Below are 13579 nucleotides of genomic sequence, written 5' to 3'. Positions count from 1 at the left end.
TGCGGTCTCGCCTCTCATGCGGTCCCGCCTCTCATGCGGTCCCGCCTCTCATGCGGTCTCGTCGGAGACGACGTGGCCGTCGCGCATGGCGATCCGGCGGCGGGCCCGGGCGGCCACCTCCCGGTCGTGGGTGACCAGCACGACCGCGACGCCGGACTCCGCGTTCAGCTCCTCCAGCAGGTGCAGCACGGCCGCGCCGGTGGCGGTGTCCAGGTTTCCGGTCGGCTCGTCCGCGAGCAGCAGGGACGGGCCGGTGACCAGCGCGCGGGCGATCGCGACCCGCTGCTGCTCGCCACCGGACATCTGGTTCGGGCGGTGTGTCAGGCGGTGGCCGAGCCCGACCCGGTCCAGCATCTCCGCGGCGGCCGCGTGCCGTTTCCGGGTGCCGAGCCCGCGGTAGACCAGCGGCAGCGCCACGTTCTCCACCGCGCTGGTCCGGGGCAGCAGGTGGAACGCCTGGAAGACGAAGCCGATCACCTCGTTGCGCAGCCGGGCCAGTTCCGACGCGGACAGGCCGGCCACGTCCCGCCCGTCCAGCCGCAGCCGTCCGCCGGTCGGCCGGTCCAGGCCGCCGAGCAGGTGCATCAGCGTGCTCTTGCCGGAGCCGGACGGGCCGACCACCGCCGCGTACTCGCCGCGCGCCACGGTCAGGCTGACCTCGTGCAGCGCGGTCACCGAGAAGCCCTCCAGCCGGTACGTCCGGGACACCCGCTCCGCCTCGACCGCCGGCCCGGTCATGGCACCCGCTGCCCGGCGGTCACCCGGTCCGTCCCGCGCACCACGATCGTCTGCCCGGCCCGCAGGCCCCGCACGATCTGCACCGCGTCCTGGCCCTGCACGCCGACGGACACGTCCACCCGTTCCGCACGCCCACCGTCGACGACCCAGACCGCCTCGCCGCCCGACTCGGTGGAGAAGACCGCGGCGGCCGGCACCGTTACCGTGTTCGCCGCCTGACGAACCCGCAGGTGGGCGACCGCGCTCATGCCGGGCCGGGGTGCCGGCGCGGGCCCGCCGTCCGCGAGCGTGCCCGCGCCGAGCGAGATCCGCACCCGGTACGACACGCCGCCGCGCGCGGACGCGGTGGGCAGCAGGTCGACGGAGGTCACCTCGCCGGGATAGCCGGCACCGGTCGCGGCGTCCAGCTCCACGTCCGCGGCCGCGCCCTCGGAGACCAGCAGCACGTCGGTCTCGTCGACCTCGGCGGTGACGCTCAGCTCGGAGACGTCCACGATGGTCAGCACGGTGGTGCCGGCGCCCACGTACCCGCCCTCCGGCACGGCCGGGTCGACGCCCGCGGGCGGCCCGCCGGCACCGGTGGGCGGCGCGCCGCCGCGCAGGATCTCGGTGAGGTCCACGCCGCCCGCCGCGGCCGGGGCGCCACCGAGCTGGACCACGCCGCCGATCGGCGCCCGCAGCGTGAGCGCGTCCACCGTGCCCTTGGCCAGGTCGTAGGCGGCCTCGGCCTGCAGCCGCTGCGCGGTGGAGAGCGCACCCAGCGCGGTGCCGAGGCCGGCCACGCCCGCCTGCACGGCCCGGGTCGCGTCGGCCACGGCCGCGGACGCCGCGTCGTACCGCTGCTGGGCTGCGTCCACCTGGCGCAGCAGGGTGTCGCGGACCTGCTGGTCGGCGACCTGCTTCGCGGCGGCGCGGGCCGCGGTGAACGAGTCCGTGGCGGCCGCGTCCGTCTCCCGCTGCGCGCCGTCCAGCCCGCCGGTGGCGAAGCCGGGGACACCGGTCTGCGCGGCCGCGTCGCGCGTGCGCGCGGCCGAGTCCAGGCGTGCGGTCGCCTCCGGCGAGTCGATCACGGCGAGCACCTGGCCGGGCCGGACCTGGTCACCCGGGCGGACCAGCAGTTCCTTGAGCGTGCCGGCGGACGCGGCGGTGAGCGTGGCCGCGGACCGGGCGGTCACGGTCGCGGGCGCGTCCACGACCTCGGCGACCGCGCCGAGCCGCACCTCGCCGACGTCCACGCCGGACGGTTCCTCCTCGCATGAGGCCGCCGTCGCCCCGGCAGCCAGGACGACGGCGGCCAGAAGGGCGAGCGGGCGGCTCCGCGGGGTCATCGCGTCAGGTGACCTCTTTCAGGTAGGCGAGGCAGTCGCGGTTCACGTCGTCCCAATCCTTGCCCAAAGTAGCCGGTGCCGCATCCTTCAGTGATTTTCCGTCGCGGACCACCGCGTCGAAGAAGGCCAGCATCGCGGGCTCGCCGAACCGCTCGGAGATCCGGCGGACCGCGTAGTAGCCGACGCCGTACCGCGCCGCGACCTGCCAGTCCTCGGTGTCCGCGTCCGGTGGCGGCACCACCACGCCGCTCTTCATGTCGACCTCGTCCGCGTACCGGGCGACGAGCTCGGCCTCCTCGTAATCGGCGACCGGCACGCCGATCTCGTCCACGTAGTCGGCGATGCCCTCGATCATCCACCAGAAGTCGTCGTCGTCCGAGTAGTCGGCCGCGCGCAGCGTCGCCACGTGCGCCAGCTCGTGCCGCAGCGTGTCGTCGATGTAGTCCTCGGCCATCTCGCTGAGGTTCAGCACCACGTCCAGCCGGGCCGCACCGGTCGGGACCGCGAAGCCGGCGGCCCACTCCAGGTCCTCGCCGCCGTACCAACGCTGCCACTCCTTGCCGTCGGCCATGAAGATCCGGTAGCGGTCCACCGGGCCGGCGTCGCCGCGCACGTACCGGTCCGCGACCAGCGCCGCGGCCTCCGCCTGCTTCTGCAGTTCGGGGAGGCGCTTGGCGTACTTGGGGGTGACGCCGACGACGGTACGCGGGCCGACCGCGACGGTCAGGTTCGTGACCTCCCACGGGCGGGGGCCGTTCTCCTCCGACTCGGACGGTGCGAACGCGACCATCCGCAGGCCCTGCGCGGGCGTCTCCACCCAGCGCGTCTCGGCGCGCAGCCCGTCCACGGTGCATCCGGGGACCACGAAGCAGTGCCGCAGGTCGACCACGACCCGCCACTCGTCCCGGCCGCCCCGGCCGGTCACCGGCGTGGGCTCGCCGATCATCTCCTCCGACCAGCCGGTCACCTGCATCGCGCGCAGCGTCTCGAACCGGCGGCGCAGGTCGCGGGTCAGCTCGGTGCTGCCCTCCGCGACCGGTGCCAGGAAGCCGTTCTCGTCACCGGCCAGCAGCGCGGCCGCCTGCGCCTGCAGCGCGGCGTCGATCTGGTACCGGATCCACGGGACACGCTCGTAGGAGAGCGCGCTCGGCGCCGGGCTGGCCGGCGGGCCGGTGACCGCGGGCGCGGCGGTGGCGTCGGCGTCCCGGCCGCTCAGGACCGGGTAGACCGCGACCGCGGTGGCCGCGGCGAGTGCCGCGAAGACCGCCAGAACCACGACGGCGGTACGGCCGCGCCGCTTCCGCGGGGGTGGGGGCGGCGGCCCGTACCAGTCCGCCGGGATCGAGTCGAACTCCGGCAGCCGCGGGAACGGGTAGTCGTCCGGGACCGAGTCCGCCAGCGGTGAACGGCCCCACGCCGGAGCGGCACCCGGCTGCACCGGGATCGCCGCCGGGCCGGGGTAGGTCGGCGCCTGCGTCTCCGCCGCCGGCGGGCCCGGCTGCGCGGGAATCACCGGCGGCCCGGGTCGCGCGGGAGTCACCGGCGCACCCGGCGGAGCGGGAATCGTCGCCGGACCCGGTTGCGCGGGAATCACCGGTGGTGGGACGGACCGTGCCGGGCTCTCCGCCGCCGGCGGTCCGGGCTGCGCCGGGATCGCCGCCGGGTTGTAGACCACGACCGCGTCGAAGACGGGAATCGGTGGTACGGCATCCGGGGCCGGCGAGGCTGTTGACTCGGAGTGACCGTCCGGCGTGTTCACGAGCGCAGCCTAGAACCGCGTGTCACGCTGCGGGGATAGGCCTTTTGGCTGGAATCACGCGGTTTCCCGCCGGGTGCGCGGTTCGGCCGGGGTCACCGTCGGTTGGTGAGCGCCCGTCCCAGGAACGCGGCGCTGCCGGGACGCTCGGCGAGCCGGCGCGCCAGGTAGCCGTACCAGTGCGTGCCGTAGGGCAGATAGACGCGGACCGTGTATCCCTCCGCGGCCAGCCGCGTCTGCTCGGCCGGTCGCACGCCGTGGAGCATCTGGAACTCGAACTCGCCGGCCGGCCGGTCGAACCACCGCGCCCGGTCCTCCGCGATCGCGATCAGGCGCGCGTCGTGCGTGGCGACCATCGGGTACGCCGGGCCGGAGAGCAGCGCGTTCAGGCAGCGGACGAACGACTTGTCCACCTCCAGCGCGGCCTGCCAGGCGACCGGCTCCGGCTCCGGGTAGGCGCCCTTGCACAGCCGCACCCGGGATCCCGGGTGCGACAGCTCCCGGCAGTCCGCCTCGGCGCGCCGCAGGTACGCCTGCACCGCCACGCCGGTCGACGGCACGTCACCGCGCAGCTTCCCGACCGTGTCGAGCACGAAGTCGGTCGCCGTGCTCTCCTCCATGTCCACGGTGACCGTCGTGCCGGCCTCGACCGCGGCCGCGCACACGTCCCGGGCCAGTTCCCGGGCCAGGTGCTCGTCCACGGACCGGCCCAGCGCGGACAGTTTCACGCTGACCTCGGCGGAGTCGGACAGGCCGGCGTCGGCGATGCCGCGCAGCAACCGGCGGTACTCGTCGCGGGCCGCGTGCGCGCCCGCCTCGGTGGCCGCTGTCGGGCCGAGGTGCTCGACCGTCGTGGAGAGACCGTCCGCGGCCAGCTCGGTGGCGACCCGGATCGCGTCCGCCACGCCGTCGCCGGCGACGAAACGCCGTGCCAGGTCCCGGCCGAACGGTGCCTTCGAGACCAGGTTCTCCAGCCGGGGTGAGCGGGAGGCGGCGAGGATGGCCGAACGGAGCATACGGGGAGCGTATACGCCCCGCCCTTACGGACGACCGACGTAGTCGAACGAATCGTCTACGGTTGTCGGGTGAACTTCGATGCGTACGCCCGCACCGCGGTCGACCTCGTCAACACGCAGCTCGCGACCGTCGACGACCTCAGGGGTCTCTTCACCGACGAGAACGCGTACATGCGCGACGAGGTCGCCGACCGGGACCTCGCCACGCTCCGCCGCGCGCAGAAGCGCCTGCGCGAGGTCTTCGAGTCCGGTGCCGCCGGCCGCGACACCGAGACGGTCTCCGAGCTGAACTCGCTGCTGGAGGCGTTCCCGGTCCAGCCGCGCATCTCCGGTCACGACGCGGCCGACTGGCACATGCACGTGACCAGCCGCGGCGCGTCGGTCAGCGCGGAGTACCTGGCCGGAGCCGTGTGGGGGCTGGCCGTCTGGCTGTGCGAGTACGGCAGCTCGCGTTTCGGCATCTGCGCCGACGAGCGCTGCGGCAACGTCTACCTGGACACGTCGTCGAACTGCTGCCGCCGCTTCTGCTCCGAGCGCTGCGCCACCCGCTCGCACGTGGCCGCTCACCGCGCCCGCAAGCGTGCCGCGTCCGCCGATCCCGCCACGGCCGACGCGCCGCAGCTCACCCGCGTCTGAGTCGTCCTCGGTTCGTCAGTGGCTGGCGAGCACGCCGAGGTGTTCCCGGGCGAAGCGCAGCGACTCGGCGAGGTCGGCCTCGCGCTCGGCGCGGCTGCTCGACTTGCGGGTGGCGACCTCCAGCGCGACCGACCCGCGGAACCCGTTCCGGGACAGCGAGGCGAGGACCTCGGCGCACGGCATCGTGCCGCGGCCCGGCACCAGGTGCTCGTCGCGACCCTCGCCGGTGCCGTCGCCCAGGTGCAGGTGGGCGAGCTTGTCACCCATCGACTCGGCCATCGCGATCGGGTCGGTGCGGGCGGCGGAGCAGTGCGAGATGTCCAGCGTGTACGCGTCGTAGCCGGTGTCGACCGGGTTCCAGCCCGGGACGTAGGGCACGAAGTCGCGGCCGGCCATCTTCACCGGGTACATGTTCTCCACCGCGAACTTGAGGTCCGGGTGCTTGAGGGTCATCTTGTGCAGACCCTCCTGGAAGCGCTTCGCGTAGTCCCGCTGCCAGGTGAACGGCGGGTGCACGACCACGGTCGTGGCGCCCAGCTTCTCGGCCAGGACCGCGGCCCGGCGCAGCCGCTCCCACGGGTCGGGGCTCCACACCCGCTGCGTCACCAGCAGGCAGGGCGCGTGCACGGACATCACCGGGACGCCGTAGTGCGCCGACAGGCCCTGCAGCGCGCCCGCGTCCTGGCTCACCACGTCCGTCCACACCATCACCTCGACGCCGTCGAAGCCGAGGTGGGCGGCCATCTGAAAGGCCGCGGCGGTCGGCTCCGGGAAGACGGAGGAGCTGGACAGAAGAACTGGCACTCGCTCGGTCACACCCCTCAGCGTAACTCGCGACGGGCGCACCGCCCGGCGAAGTGTCACCCGGCCACCGCTTGTCGCGCTGCTGAGTCGCAGGTCCGGGCGTAGGGTGGCCGGGTGGCAAGCCGAACGCAGCTTCAGGTACTCGTCGACTCCGCGGACGACCCCCGGTCCCGCGAGGTCGACCTCGACTTCCCGCGCGAGTGGATCGAGTTCACCGACCCGGCCGATCCGAAGCACGTGATCCGCGCGGACCTCACCTGGCTGCTGTCCCGCTGGACGTGCGTGTTCGGCAAGGCCTGCCACGGCATCGTGCCGGGCCGCGCGCAGGACGGCTGCTGCTCGCACGGCGCGTTCTTCACCGACTCCGACGACGAGGACCGGCTGAAGAAGGCGGTCAAGCACCTGACGCCGGAGACCTGGCAGCACTACCGGCGCGGTTTCAAGAACTACACCGAGGTCGACTCGATCGACGGTGACGCCCCGGCGCGCCGGACCGCCACCCAGCGTGCGGGCGGCCCGTGCGTGTTCCTCAACGATCCGGACTTCCCGGCCGGCGGCGGCTGCGCGCTGCACGCCCAGGCGCTGCGCGACGGCGTCCACCCGCTGGAGTACAAGCCGGACGTCTGCTGGCAGCTGCCGGTCCGCCGCGCCCAGGACTGGGTCAAGCGCCCGGACGGTACGAAGGTGCTGGTCTCGACGCTCACCGAGTTCGACCGGCGCGGGTGGGGCGAGGGCGGCCACGATCTGCACTGGTGGTGCACCTCGTCGCCGGACGCCCACGTCGGCACGGACGCGATGTTCCGCTCCTACGAGCCGGAGCTGGTCGCGCTGATCGGCAAGGACGCCTACACCACGCTGGCCGAGCTGTGCACCGCCCGGCTCCGGCACGGCCTGATCGCGGTCCACCCGGCCACGGTCGCCGCCGGCACCGCCGAGCTTCCCGGCGGCCGCGAGCCGGCCACGCCCCCGCGGGAGCCATGACCGGCCACGCCCCCGCGGGAGCCATGACCGGCGTACCCGGCCGGCAGCACGCCGCCGGCCGGGCCGGACGGGTCTACGGCTCGAACTTGTAGCCGAGCCCGCGGACCGTGACGATGTAGCGCGGCGCGGACGGCTCCGGCTCGACCTTGGAGCGGAGTCGCTTGACGTGCACGTCCAGCGTCTTGGTGTCACCGACGTAGTCGGCGCCCCAGACGCGGTCGATCAGCTGGCCGCGGGTGAGCACCCGGCCGGCGTTGCGGAGCAGCAGTTCGAGCAGCTCGAACTCCTTGAGCGGCAGCTGCACGGCGGCGCCGTCGACGGTGACCACGTGCCGCTCCACGTCCATCCGGACCGGGCCGGCGGCGAGCGTGGGCGTGCTGTCCTCGACCGCCTCGGTCTGGTTGCGGCGGAGCACCGCGCGGATGCGCGCGACCAGTTCCCGCGGCGAGTACGGCTTGGTGACGTAGTCGTCGGCGCCGATCTCCAGCCCGACCACCTTGTCGATCTCGCTGTCCCGGGCGGTGACCATGATGATCGGCACGTGCGAGCGCTGCCGCAGCTGGCGGCAGACCTCGGTGCCGGACATCTCGGGCAGCATCAGGTCGAGGAGCACGATGTCCGCGCCGGTGCGGTCGAACTCGGTCAGCGCCGAGACGCCGGTCTCCGCGACCGACACCTCGAACCCCTCCTTGCGGAGCATGTAGGAGAGCGCGTCGGAGAACGACTCCTCGTCCTCGACGACCAGCACACGGGCCACCAGTAACTTCCTTTCCTATGTCCGGCAGCTCAGGACTGCCCGAGCACGGCCGGACCGGACTCGATCTCAACCGACGTGGTTAGCGGCATGCCGTCCGCCAGCGGTCGGGCAGGCAGCCGCAGAGTGAACGTCGACCCCTCCCCCAGTGTGCTCGTCACGTCCACCCGGCCACCGTGGTTGGTGGCGATGTGCTTGACGATGGCCAGGCCGAGCCCCGTTCCGCCGGTGGACCGGGACCGTGCCTGGTCGGCCCGGTAGAAGCGCTCGAAGATCCGGTCGACGTCCGCGCCGCCGATGCCGATGCCCTGATCGGTGACCGCGATCTGCACGTTCTCGTCGTCCGCGCTGATCGCGACCGTGACCTTGGTGTCCTCCGGCGAGTACGCGATCGCGTTCTCCACCAGGTTGGTGACGGCCGTGGCGACCTGGCTGTCGTTGCCGTAGACGAGCAGGCCACGCCCGCCCTCCACGGCCACCTCGATCGACTTGGCCGCGGCCGCGGTGCGGGTGCGGTCGATGGTCTCGGCCACCACCCAGTCGACGGAGACCGGTTCCGGCGTGGGGAGCGGTTCGGCGCCCTGCAGCCGGCTCAGTTCGAGCAGCTCGCTGACCAGCCGGCCCATCCGCAGCGACTCGTGGTGGATGCGCTCGGCGAAGCGCCGGGCCGCGGCCACGTCCTCGGCCGGGTCCGGTGAGCTGCCGGCGGTGATCGGGTCGGTCGCGTCCAGCAGCGCCTCGGAGAGCAGCTGGAGCGCGCCGATCGGCGTCTTCAGCTCGTGGCTGACGTTGGCCACGAAGTCACGCCGGACCCGGTCGACCCGGTGCGACTCGGTGACGTCCGCGGCCTCGACGGCGACGAACTCACCGCCGAGCGCGACCGCGCGCAGGTGCACGCCGAGCGGCGCCTGCGGCCCGCCCTCGCGGCCCCGGCGCAGGTCCAGCTCCACCTCGCGGCGCACGCCGGTGCGGCGGACCTGACCGGCGAGGGTACGCAGAATCGGGTGTGCCGCGATCGTCCCGGGCCCGGCGCCGGCGCGCAGCAGGCCCATCGCCCGCGCCGCCGGGTTGACCAGCACCGGCGTGTCGCCGGCGTCCAGCACGACCACGCCGACCCGCAGCGAGTCGAGACTCTTGCGCCCCAGGCCGGACATCGGGGCCTGATCCTTGTTGCCTATCGCCGGCCTCCCATCGACCTGGACCTCGACGCCGGAGTCCGGGTCGAGCCCGGTCAGCCGGTGCCGGGGCCGAGCCCATCGCGCACGTCCGTAGAGGAGCCCGAAGAGCACGCCGAGGGCCAGCCCGATCACTGTCGCACCGGCCACGCCCGACTCCACCGCCCACCTCACGCCAGCGATGTTAGGGGGATTGTTTACCTGGGGCCCTCGACAAAAGCGGCAAAAGCGGTCCGGGTTTCGTAATGTTCAACTCTCGGCTCGGCGTCGTTCATCGCAGTTCACCGTTGGGCCGCCCCCGCGACCTACGGTAACCCCGCATACACAGACAACGAGGACGTGATCATGCGCGTTGAATTCCAGGCAGACCTGAGGGAGGTCAGCCGGCTGCTGGTCGAGTTGGCCGAGGGTGCGCGCGTCGCCATGCGCCGTGCCACGACGGCACTGCTCGCCGCCGACCGCGCCGCCGGCGAGGCGGTCATCGAGCAGGACGCCGACCTCGACGACCTGTACCGGCAGGTCGAGGAGAAGGTCGCGGACATCCTGGCCCGACAGGCGCCGGTCGCCTCCGACCTGCGCCTGCTGATCACCGCGCTGCACATCGCGGCCGATCTGGAGCGGATGGGCGACCTGGCCGACCACGTGGCCAAGACCGCGCTGCGCCGGCACCCGTCCCCCGCGGTCCCGGCCGAGCTGCGCGGCGTCTTCAAGGAGATGGCGAACGTGGCCGACGCGATCGCCGGCAAGGTGGCGACCGTGCTGGCCGAGCCGGACGCGAAGCTCGCGGCCGAGCTCGAGTCGGACGACGACGTGATGGACAACCTGCACCGCGAGCTGTTCAAGGTGCTGCTCGGCGACGACTGGCCGTACGGTGCGGAGACCGCGATCGACGGTGCTCTGCTGGGCCGCTTCTACGAGCGTTTCGCCGACCACGCGGTGAACTCGGGCCGCCGGGTTATCTACCTGCTCACCGGCGAGACCGTGACCGACGAGACGGTCGCCGGCGACTGAGCTTCCGGATGGGAGGGGCCGGGCGGCCCCTCCCATCACCGTGTCACTTGCCCTGGTTGGCGACCGCGGCGGCCGCCTCCTTGGCCGCCTCCGGGTCCAGGTAGCTGCCGCCGGCCACGGTCGGCCGCAGGTCCGCGCCCAGGTCGTAGCGCAGCGGGATGCCGGTCGGGATGTTCAGCTTCGCGATCGCGTCGTCGGAGATCTGGTCGAGGTGCTTGACCAGCGCGCGCAGCGAGTTGCCGTGCGCCGTGACCAGCACGGTCCGGCCGGCCAGCAGGTCCGGCACGATGCCGTCGTACCAGTACGGCAGCATGCGGTGGACGACGTCCTTGAGGCACTCGGTGCGCGGCGCCAGCTCGGGCGGGAGCGTCGCGTACCGCGGGTCGCCGACCTGCGACCACTCGTCGTTGTCGTCGATCGGCGGCGGGGGCGTGTCGTAGGAGCGGCGCCAGAGCATGAACTGCTCCTCGCCGTACGCGTCCAGCGTCTCCTTCTTGTTCTTGCCCTGCAGCGCGCCGTAGTGACGCTCGTTCAGCCGCCACGAGCGGCGCACCGCGATCCAGTGCCGGTCGGCCGCGTGCAGCGCCAGCTCCGACGTCCGGATCGCGCGGCGCAGCACGCTGGTGTGCACCACGTCGGGCAGCAGGCCGTGCTCCTTGAGCAGCTCGCCGCCGCGCCGCGCCTCCGCCTCACCCTTGGCGTTCAGGTCGACGTCGACCCAGCCGGTGAAGAGGTTCTTGGCGTTCCACTCGCTCTCGCCGTGCCGCAACAGCACCAGGGTCCCCACAGTCATGCGATCAGGATATTCCGCGTGACCGGCTCGGCCCCGGGGGACTAGGTTGTAAGGTCCCGAATCAAATTCATTCATTACAGCGGGGGTACGGCGTGCGTGCGTGGTTGTCCGAGACGGCCGGAGGCTTACCGAGGACCTTCTGGTACCTCTGGGCCGGCAATCTGATCAACCGGATGGGCGGGTTCGTCGTCATCTTCCTGGCGATCTACCTGACCAGCGCGCGTGGTCTCTCGGAGAGCCAGGCCGGCCTGGTCCTGGGCCTCTACGGCGCCGGCGCCGCGGCCGGCACGATGATCGGTGGCATGGCCGCCGACCGGTTCGGCCGTCGCCCCACGCTGCTGGTCGCGCACCTCGGCGCGTCCGTGTTGATGGTCAACCTGGCGTTCGCCCGGGACCTCGTGGTGATCACGATCGGCGCGGCCGCGCTCGGCCTGTTCGCCGAGGCGGCCCGGCCCGCGTTCTCCGCGATGCTGGTCGACGTGGTCGAGCCGAAGGACCGGCTGCGCGCGTTCACGCTGAACTACTGGGCGATCAACCTCGGTTTCGCGTCGTCCGCGATCCTGGCCGGCTTCGCCGCGCAGGCGAACTACATGCTGCTGTTCCTGGTCGACGCCGCGACGATCCTGGTCACCGCGACCGTCATCTTCCTGCGCGTGCCGGAGAGCCGGCCGGCCGTGCGCGTCATCCAGGCGGGCGCGCTGGCGCCGCGCACGTCCGGGATGCTGTCGCTGCTGCGCGACCACGTGTTCCTGGTCTACGTGACGCTGAACCTGCTGGTCGCGCTGGTCTTCATGCAGCACCTGTCCACGCTGCCGATCGCGATGACCGCGGACGGGCTCTCCCCGGCCACCTACGGCGTGGTGATCGCGCTGAACGGCGTGCTGATCGTGGTCGGCCAGCTCTTCGTGCCGCGGCTGCTCCGTGGCCGGGACCACTCGCGGGTGATGGCCGCGGCCTCGGTCGTGGTCGGGGTCGGCTTCGGCCTGACCGCGATCGCGCACACCGCGCCGCTGTACGCGCTCACGGTGCTCATCTGGACGCTCGGCGAGATGCTGAACGCGCCGTCCAACTCCGCGCTGATGGCCGAGCTCTCCCCGGTCGAGCTGCGCGGCCGCTACCAGGGCGTCTCCTCGCTGTCCTGGGCCGGTGCGTCCGCGATCGCGCCGATCGCCGGCGGCTACGTCCAGGAGCACGCCGGCCATGCCGCGCTCTGGCTGGCCACGGCCGTGATCTGCGTGGTGGCCGCGGTCGGCCACCTGCTCGCCCGGCCCTCCCGGATCCGCCGGATCGCCGCGGTGGCGGCCGCGGAGGCACCGGTCAAGGAGCCGGCGGTACGGTAAAGAACCTTTACCGAAGGCGGAGGAGCGTCATGCGGCGGTGGCTCGCGAGCAACGTCGGCGGGCTGCCGGGCACGTTCTGGTACCTGTGGACCGGCATGCTGATCACCCGGGCCGGCGGCTTCGTGGTGCTGTTCCTCAGCCTGTACCTGACCGCCGAGCGCGGCGCGGCGCCCTCCCTGGCCGGGTTGCTGATCGGCGCGTACGGCGTCGGTGGCATGGCCGGCAGCCTGGTCAGCGGCGTGCTGACCGACCGGTGGGGGCGGCGGCGCACGCTGATCGCCGCCTACCTGGCGATGGTCGCCACGCTGCTGGCGCTGGCGTTCACCACGGCGCTGCCCGCGATCGGCGCGCTGATCGGGGTGCTCGGGCTGGTGCAGTCGATGCCCGGGCCCGCACTGATCGCCGCGATGGTCGACGTGGTCCCGGAGGCGGACCGGCCCCGCGCGTTCAACCTGGAGTACTGGGCGCTGAACCTCGGCACCGCGATCGCGTCGTTCCTGGCCGGGCAGCTCGCGGAGGCCAGCTACACCGCGCTGTTCGTGGTCGACGCGGCCGCCACCGCGGTCGCGCTGGCCCTGGTCGTGTGGAAGGTGTCGGAGACGTTCCGGCCGGCCCCGCGGGCCGCGCACGGCGGGTTCCGGCGCGTGCTCGCCGACCGGCACTTCCTCGCCTTCACCGGCCTGACGCTGCTCTTCGCGATGGTGGTCACACAGGCACCGACGATCATGCCGATCGCGATGGCGCAGGACGGGCTCGGGCCCAGCGCGTACGGCCGGGTGATGGCGCTCGGCGCGCTGCTCATCATCGTGGGCCAGCTGTTCGTGCCGCCGCTGATCGCCGGCCGGCTCAAGCACCGCGTGCTGGCGCTGGCCACCGCGCTGGCCGCGCTCGGCTACGGCGCGCTGACGTTCGCCGACCACCTCTGGCTCTACCTGCTCGCCGCGGCCGGCTGGACCGCCGGGCAGATGCTGGCCGCGCCGCCGAACGCGCAGATCAACGCGGAGCTGGCCCCGCCCGCGTTGCGCGGCCGCTACCAGTCGGTCTTCTACCTGACGTTCCCGGCCGCCGCGTTCCTCGCGCCGGCCGCGGGCGGGTTCACGCTGGAGCACCTCGGCGACGCGCACTGGCTGATCGCCGGCGTGCTCGGGCTGGCCGCGGCCGGGCTGCACCTGCTGGCCGGCCCGCGCCGGGAGCGGCACCTGTCCGCCATGCGCGCGCGTCCGGAAGCGGACACCGTTCGACTGTGA

At 73.0% G+C, this 13579-nt stretch carries 12 protein-coding genes and 1 pseudogene; 5 read left to right on the top strand and 8 right to left on the bottom strand.

What is annotated here, in order from left to right; genetic code table 11:
• Positions 1-60: 60 nt before the first annotated feature.
• The 4 genes and pseudogenes from J2S44_RS21600 to J2S44_RS21585 all read right to left on the bottom strand — a co-directional run.
• Positions 61-738, bottom strand: a pseudogene (locus J2S44_RS21600) (ABC transporter ATP-binding protein); the annotation flags it as partial.
• The gene (locus J2S44_RS21595) at positions 735-2066 is read right to left on the bottom strand and encodes an efflux RND transporter periplasmic adaptor subunit (protein ID WP_310416902.1); all 1332 of its coding nucleotides are present in this window, start codon (positions 2064-2066) and stop codon (positions 735-737) included. The pseudogene J2S44_RS21600 and the gene J2S44_RS21595, both read right to left, overlap by 4 nt.
• Before the next feature lie 4 nt (positions 2067-2070).
• Positions 2071-3606 carry a hypothetical protein gene (locus J2S44_RS21590; RefSeq protein ID WP_310416899.1) on the bottom strand — a complete coding sequence of 512 codons (1536 nt, stop codon included), beginning with the start codon at positions 3604-3606 and terminating at the stop codon, positions 2071-2073.
• Positions 3607-3917: 311 nt separating this feature from the next.
• On the bottom strand, positions 3918-4838 hold the full coding sequence (locus J2S44_RS21585) for a proline dehydrogenase family protein (protein ID WP_310416896.1): 921 nt from the start codon (positions 4836-4838) through the stop codon (positions 3918-3920).
• Between the two features lie 69 nt (positions 4839-4907).
• On the opposite strand from J2S44_RS21585, the gene J2S44_RS21580 reads away from it, so the two are divergent.
• Entirely contained in the window at positions 4908-5474 is a 567-nt protein-coding gene (locus J2S44_RS21580) for a CGNR zinc finger domain-containing protein (RefSeq protein ID WP_310416894.1), read from the top strand.
• A gap of 15 nt (positions 5475-5489) precedes the next feature.
• Here the strand turns inward: J2S44_RS21580 and J2S44_RS21575 are convergent, their stop codons facing one another.
• Entirely contained in the window at positions 5490-6290 is an 801-nt protein-coding gene (locus J2S44_RS21575; RefSeq protein ID WP_310416891.1) for a sugar phosphate isomerase/epimerase family protein, read from the bottom strand.
• Positions 6291-6392: 102 nt separating this feature from the next.
• Between J2S44_RS21575 and J2S44_RS21570 the strand changes: the two genes are divergently transcribed.
• On the top strand, positions 6393-7259 hold the full coding sequence (locus J2S44_RS21570; RefSeq protein ID WP_310416888.1) for a DUF3109 family protein: 867 nt from the start codon (positions 6393-6395) through the stop codon (positions 7257-7259).
• 73 nt (positions 7260-7332) lie between these two features.
• Here J2S44_RS21570 and J2S44_RS21565 read toward each other — a convergent pair whose 3' ends face one another.
• Both J2S44_RS21565 and J2S44_RS21560 read right to left on the bottom strand, forming a co-directional pair.
• Positions 7333-8016 (bottom strand): response regulator, encoded by a 684-nt coding sequence (locus tag J2S44_RS21565; RefSeq protein WP_310416885.1) that lies wholly within the window; start codon positions 8014-8016, stop codon positions 7333-7335.
• A gap of 29 nt (positions 8017-8045) precedes the next feature.
• Positions 8046-9362 carry a sensor histidine kinase gene (locus J2S44_RS21560; protein WP_374727884.1) on the bottom strand — a complete coding sequence of 439 codons (1317 nt, stop codon included), beginning with the start codon at positions 9360-9362 and terminating at the stop codon, positions 8046-8048.
• Between the two features lie 171 nt (positions 9363-9533).
• Between J2S44_RS21560 and phoU the strand changes: the two genes are divergently transcribed.
• The gene (gene phoU, locus J2S44_RS21555) at positions 9534-10199 is read left to right on the top strand and encodes a phosphate signaling complex protein PhoU (protein ID WP_310416882.1); all 666 of its coding nucleotides are present in this window, start codon (positions 9534-9536) and stop codon (positions 10197-10199) included.
• A 43-nt stretch (positions 10200-10242) separates the two neighbouring features.
• Here the strand turns inward: phoU and J2S44_RS21550 are convergent, their stop codons facing one another.
• Positions 10243-10992, bottom strand: a complete 750-nt coding sequence (locus tag J2S44_RS21550; protein ID WP_310416879.1) for a phosphoglyceromutase — start codon at positions 10990-10992, stop codon at positions 10243-10245.
• Between the two features lie 92 nt (positions 10993-11084).
• Between J2S44_RS21550 and J2S44_RS21545 the strand changes: the two genes are divergently transcribed.
• Together J2S44_RS21545 and J2S44_RS21540 are read left to right on the top strand one after the other, a co-directional pair.
• A complete protein-coding gene (locus tag J2S44_RS21545) occupies positions 11085-12332 on the top strand; it encodes an MDR family MFS transporter (protein ID WP_310416875.1) in 1248 nt (415 codons plus the stop codon).
• 29 nt (positions 12333-12361) lie between these two features.
• A complete protein-coding gene (locus J2S44_RS21540; RefSeq protein WP_310416872.1) occupies positions 12362-13579 on the top strand; it encodes an MFS transporter in 1218 nt (405 codons plus the stop codon).

This window comes from Catenuloplanes niger (genome assembly GCF_031458255.1).
GTDB classification, from domain to species: domain Bacteria; phylum Actinomycetota; class Actinomycetes; order Mycobacteriales; family Micromonosporaceae; genus Catenuloplanes; species Catenuloplanes niger.
This window is presented reverse-complemented; position numbering and strand designations above follow the sequence as displayed.